The sequence below is a fragment of the Pseudomonas sp. FP1154 genome, assembly GCF_030687245.1.
GTDB lineage: Bacteria > Pseudomonadota > Gammaproteobacteria > Pseudomonadales > Pseudomonadaceae > Aquipseudomonas > Aquipseudomonas rhizophila.
Genome location: NZ_CP117465.1, coordinates 3,246,967 through 3,266,218 on the forward strand (window position 1 = coordinate 3,246,967; position 19,252 = coordinate 3,266,218).

Below are 19,252 nucleotides of genomic sequence, written 5' to 3' on the forward strand. Positions count from 1 at the left end.
ATGGAACTGGCCAGCCTGATCGGACGCCTCAACCCGGACAACCGTCGCGCCCTGGAACGCGCCGCGCAACGCTGCCTGCAACGCAGCCATCACTATGTGGAAATCGAGCACCTGCTGCTGGAACTGCTGGACATCGAAGGCGGTGACTTCGCCTGTCTGTTGCCGCGCTTTGGCCTGGAGCGCGACGCGGTGGCGGCAGAAATCAACAAGGCCCTGGAGCTGTTCAAATCCGGCAGTACCCGCACGCCGGCCCTGTCGACGCAAACCATCGGCCTGCTGGAGGACGCCGTGGTGCAAGCCAGCGTGCTGGGCCTGGACAGCATTCGTTCCGGCTTGTTGTTGCTGGCACTGCTGGACCGTGATGAGCGTCGCAGCCTGTTGCTCAACAGTGCCTCATCGCTGCTGCGCATTCCCCGGGAGGCCTTGCGCGCCCATCTGTTGGAATGGACCGAAAGCTCGCGGGAACATGTCGGCGGCGTGCGCCCGGTAAAACCCGGTGAGGCACCACCGAAACAGGACCCGGTGCTCGACCAATATACCCAGGACCTGACCGCCGACGCTCGGGACGGACGCATCGATCCCATCGTCGGACGCGACGGTGAGATTCGTCAGTGCATCGATATCCTGCTCAGACGTCGGCAGAACAACCCGATCCTGGTGGGCGCGCCGGGCGTCGGCAAAACCGCCGTGGTGGAAGGGCTGGCCCTGCGCATCGCCGCAGGCGACGTGCCACCGTCGTTGCAGGAGGTCACGTTGCGCGTGCTGGATCTGGGCCTGTTGCAGGCCGGCGCGGGCGTCAAGGGCGAGTTCGAACAGCGTCTCAAAGGCGTGATTGACGCTGTACGCAGCGCTGAAAAACCGATCATTCTGTTTATCGACGAAGCCCATACCCTGATCGGTGCCGGCGGCGCTGAAGGTGGCAGCGACGCGGCCAACCTGCTCAAACCGGCCCTGGCCCGGGGTGAACTGCGCACCCTGGCCGCCACCACCTGGCTGGAATACAAAAAATACTTCGAGAAGGACCCGGCCCTCGCCCGTCGCTTCCAACTGGTGCAGGTCGAAGAACCGGACGAACTCACCGCCGTGGAAATGCTCCGTGGCGTAGCGACCAAACTGGAACAACATCACGGCGTACACGTGCTGGATGCGGCCATTCAGGAGGCGGTGAAACTGTCCCACCGCTACATTTCCGGGCGACAGTTGCCGGACAAAGCCATCAGCGTGCTCGACACCGCCTGCGCACGGGTCGCCCTCGGCCAACACGATGTGCCACCGCCCCTGGAAAGCCTGCGCCATCGCCAGAACAGCCTCAAGGACGAAGTCGAACGCCTGCGCCGTGAACAGGCCACCGGACTGGATCACCGCGAGCGCATCACCCTGCTGGAAACCGAGTCGAGCGGCAACGTGCAGGCCATCCGCGAGCTGGAGACCCGCTGGGGTGAAGAGCGCGAAGCGGTGCGCGAACTGCTCGACACCCGCCGCGAGCTGCTGGCCTTGAGCGAGCGCGCCGACGGTGAAAAGCCCGACACCGAGATCGATAACCGCATCGACCACCTGGCTGCCGAACTGCTGCGTCTGGAGGCCGGCCTGGATGCCATTCGCCAGGACGATCCGCTGGTACCCGAACAGGTGGACAGCAAGACCGTCGCCGCCGTGATCGCCGGCTGGACCGGCATCCCGGTAGGCAAGATGCTCGCCGACGAAGCCCACGCCGTGCGCACCCTCGGTCAGCGCATGGGCCTGCGGGTGATGGGCCAGGACACCGCGTTGAACACCATCGCCCAGCGCCTGCAAGCCTACCGCGCCGGCCTGACCGATCCACAGAAACCGGTCGGCGTATTCCTGCTGGTGGGCCCCACCGGCGTGGGCAAGACCGAAACCGCCTACGCCCTGGCCGATGCCTTGTATGGCGGCGAACGCAACCTGATCAGCATCAACCTTTCGGAATACCAGGAAGCCCACACCGTCAGCCAACTCAAGGGCGCCCCGCCCGGCTATGTCGGCTACGGCAGCGGCGGTGTGCTCACCGAAGCGGTGCGGCGCAAACCCTACTCGGTGGTGTTGCTGGATGAAATCGAAAAGGCCCACCCGGATGTGCTCGAGGCCTTCTACAACGTCTTCGACAAAGGCCTGATGGAAGACGGTACCGGCCTGGTGGTGGACTTCAAGAACACGGTGATGCTTGCCACCAGCAACGTCGGCGCCGAACTGCTACTGGACACGCCAGCCGCGCAACTGGGCAGCGACGCCTTCAACGAAGCCTTGCATAAAGTCTTGCTGCAAGCGTTTCGCCCCGCATTCCTGGCGCGCATGACGGTGGTGGCGTATCGGCCGCTGGAGGAGGCGACGCTGGAAGCCATTGTCCTGGCCAAGCTGGAGAAACTGCGTGGGCGGTATAAGGCCGCGACCGGCAAGCAGTTCGAGTTCGACGCAGGGATCGTCAAGGCCGTGTTGGCCAAGTGCAGCGCGGCAGGAGCAAGGGATGTGGAGAATGTGTTGATGACGCAGGTGACGGGGAAGTTGGCGGAGTGGGTGTTGGAGTGACAAACCGTCGTGGTTCATCGCCTGTTAAGTCTTTCTGAGTTGGACCGGAGCCCTTATGAAGTTCTATCACTACACCACCCAGTCAGCGGCCAAATCCATCACTGATAATCAAATCGGCACCCCCGCCGTCCGGGAGTGGAAATGCACGATGAATCAACCTCAAAAGTGGGCCTGGTTCAAAAAGCAGCATGAAGAAGGTTTCTATTTAACGACCATACCACCGTCTGAAATACGAGAGAAAAAAGAGAAACTCGGCATTAGCAAACTGTCAGAAGTCTATGTTTTGTATTTCAACCTCGCATGGATAAAACCAAAACAGATGAAGAAAGTGGATGATTACGTAAATAGCGGATTCATCAAGATTAAAAAAGTTGGCGAGCCTGACAAAATTTGCGCTCAACGCATTGGGGTCAATACCAATCAACTGGACAATGTTCCTTTCCCGGTTGAGTCGTGTTTATGGGCAGGCCCGGTCGAAGGATTTCCTGACGATATTTAAAGGCGCTGAGGACAATCAATGCCCCGCTCCACCGACAGCAACACCACCCTCTCCCTCACCGCGGCCACGCTGTCGGCGCTGTATCCGGAATCGCTGTCCGGCGAAGAGAGCCTCAATGCGTTGGGCTCGCACATCCTCAACGGCATCAACGACGGCCCTTCGCTGACCCTCACCAGCGCTGTCGCCAGCCATGTCACCATGACGCTGCACAAGGACGCCTTGTTGCGCCCGCTGGATTTTCTGGTCGCGGAGATCCGCCAGCTCCCCGCCGACGCCACCGCCGAACGCTATCAACTTTTATTGCGCCCGTGGCTTTGGTGGCTGACCCTGGCGAGCAACAATCGGGTGTTTCAGAACCTCGCCACCTCGGACATCGTCACCACGATTTTCAAGGCCCATGGTTTCACCGATTTCCAGCTCAAACTCACTGGCAGCTACACACCACGCGAATACTGCGTGCAATACGGCGAAACCGATCTGGCCTTTGTTTCGCGGTTGATGGAAGAAGACGGGATTTTCTGGTTTTTCAGCCACGAGCAAGGCACGCACACGCTGGTGCTGGCTGACAACAATGATGCGTTCTTGCCGATCCCCAATGGCCCGACGGTGAATTATCTCGGGCAGAAAATAGGTGATCGGGAACTGCATGGCATCCGCTCAGGCCAGGTGTGCCTGCAAGCGGTGGCCGGGGTCTACCAGGCAACCGACTACCAATTCACCACGCCAACGACTTCGCTCTACAGCCAGGCCGAAGCCGTCGCCGGGCCGAGTTCGATATACGAGCATCCGGGCGGCTATGACGCCAAGGGCCAGGGCGATGCGTTGACCAAACAGCGGGTGGATGGCCTGCGCAGTCAGGAGAAGCGGTTTGTCGGCGAAAGCGACTGCCGTTGGCTGGTGCCGGGGTATTGGTTCACCCTCGCCGGCCATGAAGACTCGACGCTGAATATCGATTGGGTGGTGACCTCGGTCAGCCACGAAGCCAGCCACGATAGCTACCGAAACCGCTTCGAGGCGATTCCCAAGGCCACGACTTATCGACCGCCCCGCACCACGCAAAAACCACGCATGCACACCCAGACGGCACTGGTGGTGGGCAAGGCCGGCGAAGAAATCTGGACCGATGAATACGGGCGGATCAAGTTGCAGTTCCCCTGGGACCGCACCGGCAAGAACGACGAGAGTTCATCCTGCTGGGTTCGTGTGGTTTTGCCCTGGAGCGGCAAGGGGTTTGGCATGCAGTTCGTGCCGCGCATCGGCCAGGAGGTCATCGTCACCTTCATCGACGGCGACCCCGACCGGCCGCTGGTGACCGGTTGTGTCTACAACGGCGACAACGCCCTGCCCTACGCGCTGCCGGCCAACCAGACCCAGTCCGGGATCAAGACCAACTCGTCCAAGGGCGGCGGCGGTTTCAACGAATTGCGCTTCGAGGACAAGAAGGACGCCGAGGAGGTTTTTCTCCAGGCCCAGAAAGACTTCAACATCAACGTGCTCAACGACACCACCGCCACGGTCGGTCACGATGAAACCCTCACGGTGCAGAACGCGCGCACTCGCACGGTCAAGGAAGGCGACGAAACCGTCACCCTGGAAAAGGGCAAACGCAGCGTGACCATCCAGACCGGCAGCGACAGCCTCGATGTGAAGGACACTCGCACCGTGACCGTGGGTTCGGACCAGAACCACAGCACCGGGGGCAACTACGCGCACAAGGTCACCGGTAACTATGAACTGACGGTGGACGGCAACCTGACCATCAAGGTCAGTGGCACCCTGACCCTGCAAAGCGGCGGCAGTTTCGCGATCAAGAGCGGTGCAGACCTGGCGGCCCAGGCCAGCACGTCCATCAGCCAGAAGGCTGGAACCGCCCTGAGCAACCAGGCCGGTACGTCATTGGAAAACAAGGCCGGCACCACCCTGACCAACGACGCCGGCATCAGCCTGGTGAACAAGGCCGCCGCCGAACAGACCGTGGACGGCGGCGGCATGCTGACCATCAAGGGCGGCCTGGTGAAGGTCAACTGACAGGAGCTCGCCGATGACCTCGAAAAAACTCGACGTGGAGCGTGGCGACAGCCAACTGAGCGGGCAACTGGTCGACGGCCACCTCGACGGCCCGCTGCAGATTGATGAGGCCCAGCGTCCGCAAGCCAAACTCAACTATCAGCAAGGTGAGCTGCAAGGCACCAGCACGCTGTATCACCCCAACGGCAAAGTCTCAGCGGTGTTGCCCTTCGTCAGAGGCAAACTGCAGGGCGTGGCGAGTTTTTACGCCGCCGAAGGCGGGCTGCAGCGCCAGGCCACTTATCGGGGTGGGTTGCTGCACGGTGAAGCGAACAACTATTTCCCCGACGGGCAACTGGCCGAGTCCGAGTTCTATCGTGACGGTGTGCGTGACGGTCGTTATCGACGCATGCACCCCAATGGCAACCCCGCCGTCGACGCCCGCTACCTCAACGGCCAACTGCTGGAACCGGCACACGCTTATGCCGAAGACGGCCGACCACTGGACGCCGAGGGCAAGCCGATTTCCAGGGTGCGCTGGTGGTTCAGGCGCTGGAGTGATCCGGCGCAAGCATAATTATTATCTTTCCCCTTACCCTTGTGGGAGCGAGCCTGCTCGCGATGACGGTGGTACAGCCAACATCTCCCCCAACTGACCCACCGCTATCGCGAGCAGGCTCGCTCCCACAGGAAATCATCCCTACCTGTAGGTCCGCACCAATCAGGGAATGAGCATCTGCACCTGCCCCGGCACGACGATCTTGATCACCCCGGCCCAGGTACACATCAGGGTGCTGTTGGCATCGATGGCCGGAATGTTGCCCAGCAGCAAGGTCGGCGGGCCGCCGGGGATCCAGGGCGTTGCGGTGGCAGGAATGCACGGCATGGGTGTCAGCACGCCCAATGCCGCGGCAGTCGCAGCGGCGACGGTCGGGTTAGCGAGGCTTTGACACATGCCGAAGGTGGTGATGTTCACCAGGGGAATGTGATCCATGATATTCGCCGCCGGCATCCCGCCGGTCAGCAGCCGATTGACCGGCAGCACATTGAGCACCGCCGGGGCGGCGCCGAAACTGCATTGCAAGGTTGCGGTGCCACAGACTTGCGGGCATCCCATCGCGATGGCTCCCTGAAAAGCGACAGACGCTGAAACCATAGCTCATCCACCCGGCATCAGGCCCGCTGATTATCCTGCAACACGCTAACCTATAAGACCCTGGCGTGCTTGTGACGCCTCTCACCTGCCATTAGATTAGCCAATGATCGATGGCCTCCAAAATAAGCAGAAGGGATAAGCATGGCGTTTACTGATCAGTCCACCCGTGTCCGCGACGGTGAAGAACTCGATGCCAGTCTGATCGACCCGTACCTCAAGGCCCACATTCCAGGCCTGACCGGTACGCCGCAGATCAGCCAGTTTCCCGGTGGTGCTTCGAACCTGACTTACCTGCTGGAATACCCTGAACAGGAATTCGTCCTGCGGCGTCCGCCGTTCGGCCATAAAGCCAAGTCCGCCCACGACATGGGCCGTGAGTTCCGCATCCTCAATCAGTTGCGCGAAGGTTTCCCCTATTGCCCGAAGGCTTACGTGCACTGCACCGACGAGTCGGTGATGGGCGCCGAGTTCTACGTGATGGAGCGGGTCAAGGGCATCATCCTGCGCTCCGACCTGCCGCCGGAACTGGGTTTTGACGCTGCCCGTACCGAAGCCCTGTGCAAGAGCTTCATCGACCGCCTCGTCGAACTGCATCAGGTTGACTACAAGGCCTGCGGCCTGGCCGACCTGGGCAAGCCCGAAGGCTACGTGGCCCGGCAGATCCGTGGCTGGAGCGACCGTTACGAAAAAGCCCTGACCCCGGACGCGCCGAAATGGGAGGCGGTCAAGGCTTGGCTCAACGAGAAGATGCCTGCCGACAACCCCACCTCCAGCATCGTGCACAACGACTACCGCTTCGACAACGTGATCCTCGACCCAGAGAACCCGATGCAGATCATCGGCGTGCTGGACTGGGAACTGACCACCATTGGCGACCCGCTGATGGACCTGGGCAACAGCCTCGCCTACTGGATCGAAGCCGGCGACCCCGCCCCGGTACAACTGATGCGCCGCCAGCCCAGCCATGCACCGGGCATGCTGACCCGTCGCGAGTTCGTCGATTACTACGCCGAACGCTCCGGGATCCGCATCGACAATTTCGACTTCTATTACACCTACGGCCTGTTCCGTCTGGCCGGCATCGTCCAACAGATCTACTACCGCTTCTTCCATGGCCAGACCCAGGACAAACGCTTCGCGCAGTTCGTTCAGATGAACAAACTGCTGGAGCAGATGAGCCTGCAGGTCATCAGCAAATCCACGCTCTGAGCGCATCTATAACAAGGAAACAGCATGTCCAAGACTCAGTTGTTCGACCTCGACGGTAAAATCGCTTTCGTTTCCGGCGCCAGCCGCGGCATCGGCGAGGCCATCGCCAAACTGCTGGCCCAGCAAGGCGCCCATGTGATCGTCTCGAGCCGCAAACTCGAGGGTTGCCAGCACGTGGCCGATGCCATCATCGCCGCTGGCGGCAAAGCGACCGCCATCGCCTGCCACATCGGTGAAATGGAACAGATCAGCCAGGTATTTGCCGGTATCCGCGAGCAGTTCGGGCGCCTGGACATCCTGGTGAACAACGCCGCCACCAACCCGCAGTTCTGCAACGTGCTGGACACTGACCTGGGGGCATTCCAGAAAACCGTCGACGTGAACATTCGCGGCTATTTCTTCATGTCGGTCGAAGCCGGCAAGCTGATGCGCGAAAACGGTGGCGGCAGCATCATCAACGTGGCGTCGATCAATGGCATCTCGCCGGGGATCTTCCAGGGCATCTACTCGGTAACCAAGGCTGCAGTCATCAACATGACCAAGGTGTTCGCCAAGGAATGCGCGCAATTCGGCATCCGCTGCAATGCCTTGCTGCCGGGCCTGACCGACACCAAGTTCGCCTCGGCGCTGGTCAAGAACGACGCGATCCTGAAAACCGCCCTGGCGCAGATCCCGCTCAAGCGCGTGGCCGACCCAAGCGAAATGGCCGGCGCGGTGCTGTACCTGGCCAGTGATGCGTCCAGCTATACCACCGGTGTGGCGCTGAATGTGGATGGGGGTTTCCTCTCCTGATGATGTTTCCCCTGTGGGAGCGAGCCTGCTCGCGATGACGTTGGATCAGCCAGCATTGATGTCACTGATCCACCGCTATCGCGAGCAGGCTCGCTCCCACAGGGGGTGGTGCAGTGAGCGCCAACAAAAGAATATTTATTCCAGTATTTGCAATATGCGAATATTTATTCCATAAAGAGCCCTTCTGAAAATAAAAACTCAAAGGGCTCTTTCTCATGCGCGAACTCGGCATCGGTCTGATTGGCACTGGCTTTATGGGCCGTGCCCATGCCTTGGCGTTTCACAATGCCAAAGCGGTATTCGACCTCCCCCTGAACCTGACACTGGCGGCGCTGGCCGATGCCGATCCCCAGCGTGCCCGGCAGTGCGCCCAGAGCTGGGGGTTCGAGACGGCCCACAGCGACTGGCAACAACTGATCGACGACCCGAAGGTCGGCCTGATCGCCATCACCACGCCCAACCATTTGCACTTCCCGATGGCCATGGCTGCGCTGGCAGCGGGCAAGCCGGTTTATTGTGAAAAGCCCCTGGCCGTGTCGCTGGAACAGGCCGACCAGATGCAACGGGCAGCCAAGGCGGCCGGCGTGGTCACGCGGGTCGGCTACAACTACCAGCACAATCCAGTCATTCAACGGGCGCGTGACATGATCCGGCGCGGGGAACTGGGGCAGATCATCAGTTTCCAGGGCGAGTTCAGCGAAGACTTCATGGCCGATCCGACCTCAACATGGTCATGGCGCTGCGAAGCCGCCCACGCTGGCGGCGCATTGGCGGACCTGGGCAGTCACTTGCTGGCCATGGCCCGTCATTTATTGGGCGATGTCGAGGCCGTGTGTGCCGACAGCCAGACCGTACACAGCCAACGCCCCGCCAGTGCCGGCAACACTGAGCAGCGCACCATCGCCGTGGATGACCAGGTCCACGCCCTGCTGCGCTTCACCAGCGGCGCCCGAGGCACGGTCAGCAGCAGTTGGCTCAAGCACGGCTACAAGAATCACCTGAGTTTTGAGATCAGCGGCACGCTCGGCACCTTGGCGTTCGATCAGGAACGGCTGAATGAACTGCGCCTGTGCCGCGTCGGCCAAGGGGGCTTCCAGCGCCTGCTGGCCGGCCCGGATCTGCCGGGCTATGCCGCGTTCAGCCCAGCGGCCGGGCATCAGTTGGGGTACAACGAATTGAAGACCCTGGAAGTCCAGGAACTGATCATGGCCCTCGCTGGCCAAGGCGGCGACGGGACCGATTTTGCAGAAGCCTGGGAAGTGGAGCGGCTGGCGGCGGCGATTCGCCTGGCGGCGAGGGAACAGCGCTGGGTGACCGTGACTGGCTGACACACTGCCGATTTGTGCCGCCCTTTGTGGCGAGGGGATTTATCCCCGCTGGGTCGCGCAGCGGCCCCAAAAAATCTGCCTGATACACCGAGGCGTCAGCTTTAGGGGCGCTTCGCACCCCAGCGGGGATAAATCCCCTCGCCACGGGGGACAATGTTCAGGTTGATTGCAACTGAACCAACCGCGCCGCCAGCGCCTTGGCCTGGCTCGCCACATCGGTCACGGCGGTGCTTTCCCACCACATCCCGCGCAACGGTGGCCCCATGGCGAACAGACGACTGGCAGGCTCGCCCTGGGCATCCAGCACCGCGCCATCGGGACGGGCGGCGATGCCCAGGGTCAGCGGGCCGGGCTGGACCAATCCGCGAGCCAGCAGTTGTTGGGGCAACGGTCGTGCAACCCGGCGCCAATCGTATTCAATGCCACTGGAGTTGATCAGCGCAGCCCCCTGCACCACCGTCAGGTCTGCCTCGCCCCTTCGGCGAATGCGGATGTTCACCGCTCCCTCGGCAGACGGCGCCAGCCCCTTGAACGACGCTGCCTGGATCCGCAACCGCCCTTCCTCGTGCAACCGCGCCACCAGCTCAGCGCTCAAAGGCGGCGAACGATGATGATTGCTCTCCCACCAGGGTCGTACATGCCGCACGAATTGCCGGCGCTGCACATCGCTGGCCTGGCTCCACAAGCGCCCGATGTGCGCACGCACCGTGTCCAGAGGGGCCTGCCAGTCGATGCCTTCGGCCTGGGCCTGACGGCATTGCTCACGCAGAGCGCGCATTAATTGGCGTGGCGAGCGGAGGCTGTGATCGGCGGCGAGAAAGTCCACCCACTCAGGCGGTTGTCGACGCACATGGGGCAGCAGGCCATGGCGGGAAAACACTTCGATAGGTCCGCGATGCCCGGCCTGCTCGAGGGACACCACGGCATCCACCATCGTCAGCCCTGAGCCAATGATCAACACCATGGATTGCGGATCGAGCCGACGCATCGCCGCTACATCCCAAGGGTCCAGCGCGGCGGCATTCAAGCCGCTGGATTCGGTCTGCGGGGTCCGCGCCGCCGGGAACATGCCGGTGGCGAGCACCGCGAAACGTCCGCGCAACGTCTGGCCATCGTCAAGCGTCAGCAGCACGGCATCACCGGCGACCTGCAGATCCACGGCCTCCCCGCGCACATGCTCCGCCACAGAGCCATTACGGGCCCCCAGCGCCCGGGCTTCCGCCAGGCGCTGCTGCACATATAAACCAAAGATTCCCCGGGGCGGGAACAGCTCGCTGACCGGCACATGCTGTTGATCCGACTCGGGCCAACCACCGGCTTCGATGAATTCGGCGAGCCATTGAGTCAAGTCATCGGCGTTGTCTGGATCGACGCTCATCCGCGCGGCGTTGCCGTTCAAGGTGTGGCCCAGCTCCACGGCGCTGTAGGCCTCGCCCCGGCCCAACTCGCTGCGCGGCTCGACGATCAGCACGTTGCGCCGGCCAGGCAGGCGCAGTAGCTGCGCCGCCAGCATGGCTCCGCTCAGACCACCGCCGATGATCAGGACATCGGCCTCGCGGGTGATGCTGCTGCCAGGTCGATCCAGCGCTGTATGCATGTCGCTCTCCAGGAATCAAATCACCACGTTGCGTACGAATCTTGTCGCCACCGGACCCTCATTGCGATAGGCATGGGGCTGGTTGCTGGCAAACATGAAAAACTCACCGGCGCCTATCTGGTGCTCTGCGCTGCCCAGCGTCAGGGTCAGGCAGCCTTCGAACACATAGAGCTGCTCGCTCCAGCCATCGGCATCAGGTTCGGATGGGTAATGCTCACCGGGCTCCAGGCGCCATTCCCAAAGTTCGACTTCGCGACTGGCGGTGGCCTTGGCCAGCAGCACGGCTTTGCTGCCGGGGATGGTACCGGCCCAGGCCAGTTCGTTGATGCGACTCGGGTCGCGGGCATCGGGGGCCTGAATCAAGTCGCTAAAGGCCACGTCGAGGGCTTCGGCGACACGGTCAAGGGTGGTCAGGCTGACGTTCTTTTCGCCGGCCTCGATGGCCACCAACATGCGCCGGCTGACCCCTGACAGTTCGGCCAGGGTTGTCTGACTGAGCTGCGCGGCGTGCCGCAGGCGGCGGACGTTCTGGCTGACGTGTTGCAGGACGGATGCCCGCTGGCCGTTTTCTTTGTGCACTATATTGCTCATCTGCTGGGGTTGCGCATTATACTGCCCACCTTCTTCGGGCGCATTGTGCGTCCGCCTCAAGTGGCGCGCAAGGTCATGGCATCGGTGAACTCCCCTCAAGCTTCCTCCCGTTTCTCAAGGTTCAGCAAGGCCGAATGCGTGCTGGTGCTGATCACCATGATCTGGGGCGGGACTTTCTTGCTGGTGCAACACGCCATGACGGTCAGCGGGCCGATGTTTTTCGTGGGCCTGCGGTTTGCCGCCGCTGCTGCCTTTGTCGCGCTGTTTTCGTGGCGGCATCTGCGGGACCTGACCCTGTTCGAACTCAAGGCTGGGAGCTTCATCGGCGTGGCGATCATGCTCGGCTATGGCTTGCAGACCGTCGGCCTGCAGACCATTCCCAGCAGCCAATCGGCGTTCATCACCGCACTTTACGTGCCGTTCGTGCCGCTGTTGCAGTGGCTGGTGCTGGGCCGTCGGCCAGGCTTGATGCCGAGCCTGGGCATCATGCTGGCCTTCACCGGGTTGATGCTGGTGTCGGGCCCGGCCGGGGCATCGTTGAATTTCAGCCCCGGTGAAATCGCCACGCTGATCAGCGCCATCGCCATTGCCGCCGAAATCATCCTGATCAGTGCCTACGCCGGCCAGGTCGATGTGCGCCGGGTAACCGTGGTGCAACTGGCAAGCACGGCGGTGCTGGCATTTTTGATGGTCGTGCCCACCCAGGAAAGAATTCCGGACTTTTCCTGGCTGTTGCTGATCAGCGCCGTGGGCCTGGGGGCGGCCAGCGCCGCGATCCAGGTGGCGATGAACTGGGCGCAGAAAAGCGTCTCGCCCACCCGCGCCACGCTGATCTATGCCGGCGAGCCGGTGTGGGCCGGTATTGCCGGGCGCCTGGCCGGCGAGCGGTTGCCGGCGATTGCGCTGGTAGGTGCGGTGTTGATCGTGGCGGCGGTGATCGTCAGTGAACTGAAAACCCGCGGCAAAATTGTCAACGAGGCGGATGAGGTGCTCGAGCGCGAACGCTGAGGCAATCGAAAAACCTTTCGAGAAGTTTTGCCTCTAGGAAGATCGCCGTCTTCGGCGGCTCCTACCCCACGCAAAATAGGAAAACTCCACCGGCCTTGTAGGATTCTGCGACAGGCTGGCGGTTGGTGATCGGACGCTCACCACGTATGATCCCTGACAAACTCCCGCCGAATAGAAGCCTATGTCACTGATAGTTCTATTGCTTTTGCCCTTCATCGGCAGCTGTGTCGCGGCGCTGCTGCCGCATAACGCCCGTAACGCCGAATCCTTGCTGGCAGGCCTCGTGGCCTTGGTCGGCACCGTTCAGGTGGCTTTGCTGTACCCGCAGATCGCCGACGGCGGTGTGATTCGTGAGGAGTATTTCTGGCTACCGAGCCTGGGCCTGAATGTCGTGCTGCGCCTGGACGGTTTCGCCTGGCTGTTCGCGATGCTGGTGCTGGGCATCGGCACACTGGTGTCGCTGTATGCCCGCTACTACATGTCGCCGGACGATCCGGTACCGCGTTTCTTTGCGTTTTTCCTCGCCTTCATGGGCGCCATGCTTGGCCTGGTGATTTCCGGCAACCTGATCCAGATGGTGTTTTTCTGGGAACTGACCAGCCTGTTCTCATTCCTGCTGATCGGCTATTGGCATCACCGCGCCGATGCCCGACGCGGTGCCTACATGGCCTTGATGGTGACCGGGGCCGGCGGGCTGTGCCTGTTGGCCGGCGTGATGATCCTCGGCCATGTGGTGGGCAGCTATGACCTGGACAAGGTCCTGGCTGCCGGCAACCTGATCCGTGACCACGCTCTCTACCCCATCCTGCTGCCGTTGATCCTGATCGGCGCGTTGAGCAAAAGCGCGCAGTTCCCTTTCCACTTCTGGCTTCCCCATGCCATGGCCGCGCCCACTCCGGTATCGGCGTATCTGCATTCGGCCACCATGGTCAAGGCCGGCGTATTCCTGCTGGCGCGGTTGTGGCCGTCGCTGTCGGGCAGTGAACAATGGTTCTTACATCGTCGGCGGCGCCGGGGCCTGTACGTTGTTGCTGGGCGCCTACTGCGCGATGTTTCAGAACGATCTCAAGGGCCTGCTGGCCTACTCCACCATCAGCCATCTGGGGTTGATCACCCTGCTGCTGGGCCTCAACAGTCCGCTGGCGGCGGTGGCGGCGGTGTTTCATATTCTTAACCACGCCACCTTCAAAGCCTCGCTGTTCATGGCCGCCGGGATCATCGACCACGAAAGCGGCACCCGCGATATTCGAAGGCTCAGCGGCCTGGTGCGGCTGATACCGTTCACCGCCACCCTGGCCATGGTCGCCAGCGCGGCGATGGCCGGAGTGCCGCTGCTCAACGGGTTCCTGTCCAAGGAAATGTTTTTCGCCGAAACCGTATTCATCTCCGCCACGGCCTGGGTAGAGCTGGCGCTACCCATCATTGCCACCATTGCCGGGACCTTCAGCGTCGCCTACTCCCTGCGCTTTACCGTGGACGTGTTCTTCGGCCCCCCGGCCACCGACCTGCCCCATACCCCCCATGAACCGCCACGCTGGATGCGAGCACCGGTGGAGTTGCTGGTGTTCGCCTGTCTGCTGGTGGGCATTTTCCCGGCCCAGGTGGTCGGCTCGTTGCTGGCCGCCGCCGCATTGCCGGTGGTGGGCGGCCCGTTGCCCGAGTACAGCCTGGCGATCTGGCATGGCCTGAACGCGCCGATGATCATGAGCCTGGTGGCGATGTCCGGCGGCATCGTGCTTTATCTGCTGCTGCGCAATCAGTTCAAACTGGGCCACATCAAGCATCCACCGTTCATCGGCCGATTCAGCGGCAAGCGGCTGTTCGAGCGCTGCTTGGTGCTGATGATGCGCCAGGGCCGACGGCTGGAGCGCAAGATCAGCACCCGGCGCCTGCAAGCGCAGCTGTTCTGGCTGGTGCTGGCCGCCGTACTGGCCGGGCTGATCCCGATGCTCAACAGCCCGCTGGTGTGGGGTGACCGGCCGAAGATCCCTGGCTCCATCGTATTCGTGACCCTGTGGCTGCTGGCAATTGCCTGCGCCCTGGGCGCGGCTTGGCAAGCCAAATATCACCGGCTCGCGGCCCTGACCATGGTCAGCGTCTGCGGCCTGATGACCTGCGTGACCTTCGTCTGGTTCTCGGCCCCCGATCTGGCCCTGACGCAACTGGCCGTGGAAGTGGTCACCACCGTGCTGATCCTGCTGGGCCTGCGCTGGTTGCCCCGGCGGATCGAGGATGCAGCGCCGCGACCCAACAGCGAACGACGCGCACGCATCCGTCGTCTGCGGGACTTGCTGCTGTCCATCGCCGTGGGTGGCGGCATGGCGCTGCTGTCCTACGCAATGCTGACCCGCCAGACACCCAACGATATTTCATCGTTTTACCTGAGCCGGGCCTTGCCCGAGGGCGGCGGCAGCAACGTGGTGAACGTGATGCTGGTGGATTTCCGTGGCTTCGACACCCTTGGCGAGGTCACGGTGCTGGTGGCGGTGGCCCTGGCGGTCTTCGCCCTGCTGCGACGTTTCCGGCCACCCAAGGAAAGCATGCAGCTACCGGCCCAACAGCGTCTGCTGGCGCCCGACGTGGTCACCGACCTGGTCAACCCGCGCCACGCCAGTGATACCGCGCTGGGGTTCATGATGGTGCCGTCGGTGCTGGTGCGTTTGCTGCTGCCGATCTCCCTGGTGGTGTCGTTCTACCTGTTCATGCGCGGACACAACCAACCCGGTGGCGGTTTCGTGGCCGGGCTGGTGATGTCGGTGGCGTTCATCCTGCAATACATGGTCGCCGGCACCCAATGGGTCGAAGCGCAAATGAGCCTGCGTCCGCTGCGCTGGATGGGCACGGGGCTGTTGTTCGCCACGGTCACGGGGCTTGGAGCGATGGCCGTGGGTTATCCATTCCTGACCACCCACACCTGGCATTTCGAGTTGCCGGTGCTGGGTGATATTCATTTGGCTAGCGCGCTGTTCTTCGACATCGGCGTCTACGCCGTGGTGGTCGGTTCGACCCTGTTGATTCTCACCGCCCTGGCTCACCAGTCGGTGCGGGCCCACAAGCCTGGCCTGCATCCAAAACCCATTGCACAACCGGTAGCGGGAGGCGCGGCCTGATGGAAGAAGTCATCGCAATAGCAATCGGCGTGCTGGCCGCCTCCGGGGTCTGGCTGGTGCTGCGGCCACGGACGTTCCAAGTGGTCATGGGCCTGTGCCTGCTGTCCTATGGCGTCAATCTGTTTATCTTCAGCATGGGCAGCCTGTTCATCGGCAAGGAGCCGATCATCAAGGACGGCATACCCCAGGACCTGCTGCATTACACCGACCCACTGCCCCAGGCGCTGGTCCTCACTGCGATTGTGATCAGCTTCGCCATGACCGCGCTGTTCCTGGTGGTCCTGCTGGCCTCGCGGGGCTTGACCGGCACGGACCATGTGGACGGTCGGGAGCCCAAGGAATGATGTTGACGCCTCATTTGATCGCCGCGCCGATCCTGCTGCCGCTTTTGACCGCTGCGCTGATGCTCATGCTGGGCGAGAAGCATCGCCCGCTCAAAGCGCGGATCAATCTGTTTTCCAGCCTGCTGGGCCTGGGCATCGCCATGCTGTTGTTGCATTGGACCCAGGACCAGGCCCTGCCCGCCTCCATCGGCGTGTACCTGCCGGGCAACTGGCAGGCGCCGTTCGGCATCGTATTGGTGGTCGATCGTCTGTCGGCGTTGATGCTGGTGTTGACCGGCATCATCGGCGTCAGTGCCTTGCTGTTCGCCACAGCCCGCTGGGATCGCGCCGGCGCGAGTTTCCATGCGCTGTTCCAGATCCAGTTGATGGGCCTCTACGGGGCCTTCCTGACCGCGGATCTGTTCAATCTGTTTGTGTTCTTCGAGGTGCTGCTGGCAGCGTCGTACGGTTTGATGCTGCACGGCTCGGGCCGGGCGCGGGTGTCGTCGGGGTTGCACTACATTTCCATCAACCTGCTGGCCTCCTCGCTGTTCCTGATCGGCGCGGCGCTGATCTATGGCGTCACCGGCACGTTGAACATGGCAGACCTGGCGTTGAAGGTGCCCCTGGTGCCGGAAGCCGACCGGGGCTTGCTGCACGCTGGGGCAGGCATCCTGGCGGTGGCGTTCCTGGCCAAGGCCGGCATGTGGCCGCTGAACTTCTGGCTGGTGCCAGCCTACAGCGCGGCCAGTGCGCCGGTGGCGGCCCTGTTCGCGATCATGACCAAGGTGGGCGTCTACACGATCCTGCGCCTGTGGACGTTGCTGTTCTCCGGCCAGGCTGGTGCCTCGGCATATTTCGGCGGCGACTGGCTGATCTACGGCGGCATGGCGACGATCATCTGTGCCGCCATCGCCATTCTTGCGGCCCAGCGCCTGGAGCGCATGGCCAGCCTGAGTATCCTGGTGTCCGCCGGAATCCTGTTGTCGGCCATCGGCTTTGCCCAGCCAAACCTGGTGGGTGCGGCGCTGTTTTATCTGGTGAGCTCGACCCTGGCACTCTGTGCGTTGTTCTTGCTGGCCGAGCTGATCGAACGCTCGCGCTCGGCCAATGAACCGTCGCTGGAGGACGATCTCGATGTCCTGCCTCGGCCGCTGGAATCCTTGCAACCGCCCAAGGGCATCAACCTCGATGACGAACAGAAAGCCGTCATCGGGCAAGTCATTCCCTGGACCATGGCCTTCCTCGGCTTGAGCTTCATCGCCTGCACGCTGTTGGTGGTGGGCATGCCGCCACTTTCGGGGTTCATCGGCAAGCTGGGGCTCATGAGCGCATTGCTCAACCCTCAGGGGCTTGGGGACAGTGTGGAACCGGTGTCGAACCAGGCGTGGGGCTTGTTGGCGCTGTTGATCCTGTCGGGGCTGGCGTCGTTGATCGCTTTCTCGCGCCTGGGTATCCAGCGCTTCTGGACGCCGCAAGAACGACCGTCACCCTTGTTGCGACCTTCCGAGTGCCTGCCGATCATCGTGCTCCTGGGGTTGGGCATCGCGCTGACCTTCAAGGCCGAGCCACTGCTGCGCTACACCCAGGAGGCGGCCGCCGGGCTGAACACCCCCGAACATTATGTGATGTCGGTGCTCGCTACCCGCCCCGTCCCCGGCCCGAAAGCGGACAGCGCACTGACAGAGGTGCAACCATGAAACGTCTGTTTCCTGCTCCGTGGTTGTCCCTGGCACTCTGGTTGCTCTGGCTGCTGTTGAACCTGTCCCTCAGTGCAGGGCATCTGCTGCTGGGAGCGGCACTGGGCGTGCTGGCACCTTTAATGATGCGCCCGTTGCGCCCCAGGCCCATCCATATTCGGCGGCCCTGGGCAGTGCTGCGGTTGTTCCTGCTGGTGGGTCGCGAAGTGCTGGTGTCCAATCTGGCCGTGGCCTGGAGTGTGATCAACGCTGGACACCGCCCACCTCGCTCGCGGTTCATCAAGGTGCCGCTGGACCTGCACGATGCCAATGGCCTGGCGGCGCTGTCGATGATCACCACAGTGATTCCCGGTACGGTCTGGTCGGAACTGGCCCTGGATCGCAGCGTCCTGCTACTGCACGTGTTCGATCTGGAAGACGAAGCGGCATTCATTACGCACTTCAAGACCACCTTCGAGCGGCCGCTGATGGAGATTTTCGAATGAGCCCATTGCTGTCCAACGCGATCCTGTTGAGCCTGTTCCTGTTCTCCCTGACGATGGTGCTGACCTTGCTGCGTCTGTTCAAGGGACCGTCGGCGCAAGACCGGGTACTGGCCCTGGACTATCTGTACATCGTGGCGATGCTGATGATGCTGGTGCTGGGCATTCGTTACGCCAGTGACACCTATTTCGAGGCGGCGCTGATGATCGCCCTGTTCGGCTTTGTCGGCTCGTTCGCCCTGGCCAAGTTCCTGTTGCGCGGCGAGGTGATTGAATGAGCGGTGAACTGTCGATGTGGGTCGAAATTCCCGTGGCGATCCTGCTGGTGCTCAGCAGCCTGTTCGCCCTGGCCGGAGCGATCGGCCTGGTGCGTTTGAAGGATTATTTCCAGCGCATGCACCCGCCGGCCCTGGCTTCAACATTGGGCGCCTGGTGCGTGGCGCTGGCCTCGATCATCTATTTTTCAGCGCTCAAGTCCGCGCCGGTTCTGCATGCCTGGCTGATACCGATCCTGCTGTCCATCACGGTACCGGTGACCACCCTGTTGCTGGCCCGCGCCGCGTTGTTTCGCAAACGCATGGCCGGGGATGACGTACCGGCGGAAGTCAGCAGCCGCAGGACCGAGCACGGCGGCTGACCAATTCCTGCGGCGTGTCCGTGGCGGCATTGAAGCAAAGACAGACATGCGCTGTGCGCCTTCACCTACGCATGCCGCCAGAATTTCACCCGATGCTTCTTACGAAAATGTCCGGTTCGGAACCGAATCAAGGACATGCCGCCGTCGCGCTTCGCTGCGCTTTTTCAGCGTCAAGAAATCGAAATTTGACTCCATAAAGCCATCTTCTATCGTTCCCCCCGAGACCGCACCCAGGGACCGGGTGGCCCGGACGCCCTTTGAGGGCGCGG

Annotated in this window: 16 protein-coding genes and 1 pseudogene; 14 read left to right on the forward strand and 3 right to left on the reverse strand. The window is 62.3% G+C overall.

Annotated elements, in window-relative coordinates:
- From tssH to PSH91_RS14625, 4 genes are read left to right on the forward strand one after another with little or no spacing between them, the layout of a single operon-like run.
- Positions 1-2,544: a type VI secretion system ATPase TssH gene (gene tssH / locus PSH91_RS14610; protein ID WP_107322341.1), complete on the forward strand. Its 2,544-nt coding sequence runs from the start codon at positions 1-3 to the stop codon at positions 2,542-2,544.
- Between the two features lie 55 nt (positions 2,545-2,599).
- Complete coding sequence (locus tag PSH91_RS14615) at positions 2,600-3,043, forward strand: hypothetical protein (protein ID WP_047225731.1); 444 nt, start codon at positions 2,600-2,602, stop codon at positions 3,041-3,043.
- Positions 3,044-3,061: 18 nt separating this feature from the next.
- Complete coding sequence (tssI, locus tag PSH91_RS14620; protein WP_047225730.1) at positions 3,062-5,071, forward strand: type VI secretion system tip protein VgrG; 2,010 nt, start codon at positions 3,062-3,064, stop codon at positions 5,069-5,071.
- Positions 5,072-5,084: 13 nt separating this feature from the next.
- The gene (locus tag PSH91_RS14625; protein WP_274090127.1) at positions 5,085-5,627 is read left to right on the forward strand and encodes a toxin-antitoxin system YwqK family antitoxin; all 543 of its coding nucleotides are present in this window, start codon (positions 5,085-5,087) and stop codon (positions 5,625-5,627) included.
- A gap of 144 nt (positions 5,628-5,771) precedes the next feature.
- Here the strand turns inward: PSH91_RS14625 and PSH91_RS14630 are convergent, their stop codons facing one another.
- Complete coding sequence (locus PSH91_RS14630; protein WP_305466016.1) at positions 5,772-6,167, reverse strand: DUF4280 domain-containing protein; 396 nt, start codon at positions 6,165-6,167, stop codon at positions 5,772-5,774.
- Positions 6,168-6,347: 180 nt separating this feature from the next.
- Between PSH91_RS14630 and PSH91_RS14635 the strand changes: the two genes are divergently transcribed.
- The 3 genes from PSH91_RS14635 to PSH91_RS14645 all read left to right on the forward strand — a co-directional run bounded on the left by PSH91_RS14635 (position 6,348) and on the right by PSH91_RS14645 (position 9,535).
- Positions 6,348-7,415 carry a phosphotransferase family protein gene (locus PSH91_RS14635; RefSeq protein WP_305466017.1) on the forward strand — a complete coding sequence of 356 codons (1,068 nt, stop codon included), beginning with the start codon at positions 6,348-6,350 and terminating at the stop codon, positions 7,413-7,415.
- Between the two features lie 24 nt (positions 7,416-7,439).
- Positions 7,440-8,207 (forward strand): SDR family oxidoreductase, encoded by a 768-nt coding sequence (locus PSH91_RS14640; RefSeq protein WP_047225726.1) that lies wholly within the window; start codon positions 7,440-7,442, stop codon positions 8,205-8,207.
- 215 nt (positions 8,208-8,422) lie between these two features.
- Positions 8,423-9,535, forward strand: coding sequence for a Gfo/Idh/MocA family protein (locus PSH91_RS14645; RefSeq protein ID WP_305466018.1), 1,113 nt, complete (start codon positions 8,423-8,425; stop codon positions 9,533-9,535).
- Between the two features lie 157 nt (positions 9,536-9,692).
- Here the strand turns inward: PSH91_RS14645 and PSH91_RS14650 are convergent, their stop codons facing one another.
- Together PSH91_RS14650 and PSH91_RS14655 are read right to left on the reverse strand one after the other, a co-directional pair.
- A complete protein-coding gene (locus PSH91_RS14650) occupies positions 9,693-11,132 on the reverse strand; it encodes an FAD/NAD(P)-binding protein (protein ID WP_305466020.1) in 1,440 nt (479 codons plus the stop codon).
- A gap of 15 nt (positions 11,133-11,147) precedes the next feature.
- On the reverse strand, positions 11,148-11,711 hold the full coding sequence (locus PSH91_RS14655) for a helix-turn-helix domain-containing protein (protein ID WP_047225723.1): 564 nt from the start codon (positions 11,709-11,711) through the stop codon (positions 11,148-11,150).
- Between PSH91_RS14655 and PSH91_RS14660 the strand changes: the two genes are divergently transcribed.
- The 7 genes and pseudogenes from PSH91_RS14660 (at position 11,706) to PSH91_RS14690 (ending at position 18,983) form a co-directional block, all read left to right on the forward strand.
- Positions 11,706-12,731 (forward strand): DMT family transporter, encoded by a 1,026-nt coding sequence (locus tag PSH91_RS14660; protein ID WP_047225722.1) that lies wholly within the window; start codon positions 11,706-11,708, stop codon positions 12,729-12,731. The genes PSH91_RS14655 and PSH91_RS14660 overlap by 6 nt on opposite strands.
- A 181-nt stretch (positions 12,732-12,912) precedes the next feature.
- Positions 12,913-15,841, forward strand: a pseudogene (locus PSH91_RS14665) (monovalent cation/H+ antiporter subunit A).
- Positions 15,841-16,185 (forward strand): Na+/H+ antiporter subunit C, encoded by a 345-nt coding sequence (locus PSH91_RS14670; RefSeq protein ID WP_047225720.1) that lies wholly within the window; start codon positions 15,841-15,843, stop codon positions 16,183-16,185. The pseudogene PSH91_RS14665 and the gene PSH91_RS14670 overlap by 1 nt, the downstream one beginning before the upstream one ends.
- Positions 16,182-17,864: a monovalent cation/H+ antiporter subunit D gene (locus tag PSH91_RS14675; protein WP_160892222.1), complete on the forward strand. Its 1,683-nt coding sequence runs from the start codon at positions 16,182-16,184 to the stop codon at positions 17,862-17,864. Before PSH91_RS14670 ends, PSH91_RS14675 begins: the two co-directional genes overlap by 4 nt.
- Positions 17,861-18,349 (forward strand): Na+/H+ antiporter subunit E, encoded by a 489-nt coding sequence (locus tag PSH91_RS14680; RefSeq protein WP_139049914.1) that lies wholly within the window; start codon positions 17,861-17,863, stop codon positions 18,347-18,349. Before PSH91_RS14675 ends, PSH91_RS14680 begins: the two co-directional genes overlap by 4 nt.
- Positions 18,346-18,624, forward strand: coding sequence for a K+/H+ antiporter subunit F (locus tag PSH91_RS14685; protein ID WP_047225717.1), 279 nt, complete (start codon positions 18,346-18,348; stop codon positions 18,622-18,624). Before PSH91_RS14680 ends, PSH91_RS14685 begins: the two co-directional genes overlap by 4 nt.
- Complete coding sequence (locus PSH91_RS14690; protein WP_047225716.1) at positions 18,621-18,983, forward strand: Na+/H+ antiporter subunit G; 363 nt, start codon at positions 18,621-18,623, stop codon at positions 18,981-18,983. Before PSH91_RS14685 ends, PSH91_RS14690 begins: the two co-directional genes overlap by 4 nt.
- Positions 18,984-19,252 lie beyond the last annotated feature (269 nt).

Bases quoted from the DNA above. Each gene is read 5' to 3' on its own strand.
- tssH (WP_107322341.1), top strand. From the start codon at position 1: ATGGAACTGGCCAGCCTGATCGGACGCCTCAACCCGGACAACCGTCGC.
- PSH91_RS14615 (WP_047225731.1), top strand. From the start codon at position 2,600: ATGAAGTTCTATCACTACACCACCCAGTCAGCGGCCAAATCCATCACT.
- tssI (WP_047225730.1), top strand. From the start codon at position 3,062: ATGCCCCGCTCCACCGACAGCAACACCACCCTCTCCCTCACCGCGGCC.
- PSH91_RS14625 (WP_274090127.1), top strand. From the start codon at position 5,085: ATGACCTCGAAAAAACTCGACGTGGAGCGTGGCGACAGCCAACTGAGC.
- PSH91_RS14630 (WP_305466016.1), bottom strand. From the start codon at position 6,167: ATGGGATGCCCGCAAGTCTGTGGCACCGCAACCTTGCAATGCAGTTTC.
- PSH91_RS14635 (WP_305466017.1), top strand. From the start codon at position 6,348: ATGGCGTTTACTGATCAGTCCACCCGTGTCCGCGACGGTGAAGAACTC.
- PSH91_RS14640 (WP_047225726.1), top strand. From the start codon at position 7,440: ATGTCCAAGACTCAGTTGTTCGACCTCGACGGTAAAATCGCTTTCGTT.
- PSH91_RS14645 (WP_305466018.1), top strand. From the start codon at position 8,423: ATGCGCGAACTCGGCATCGGTCTGATTGGCACTGGCTTTATGGGCCGT.
- PSH91_RS14650 (WP_305466020.1), bottom strand. From the start codon at position 11,132: ATGCATACAGCGCTGGATCGACCTGGCAGCAGCATCACCCGCGAGGCC.
- PSH91_RS14670 (WP_047225720.1), top strand. From the start codon at position 15,841: ATGGAAGAAGTCATCGCAATAGCAATCGGCGTGCTGGCCGCCTCCGGG.
- PSH91_RS14675 (WP_160892222.1), top strand. From the start codon at position 16,182: ATGATGTTGACGCCTCATTTGATCGCCGCGCCGATCCTGCTGCCGCTT.
- PSH91_RS14680 (WP_139049914.1), top strand. From the start codon at position 17,861: ATGAAACGTCTGTTTCCTGCTCCGTGGTTGTCCCTGGCACTCTGGTTG.
- PSH91_RS14685 (WP_047225717.1), top strand. From the start codon at position 18,346: ATGAGCCCATTGCTGTCCAACGCGATCCTGTTGAGCCTGTTCCTGTTC.
- PSH91_RS14690 (WP_047225716.1), top strand. From the start codon at position 18,621: ATGAGCGGTGAACTGTCGATGTGGGTCGAAATTCCCGTGGCGATCCTG.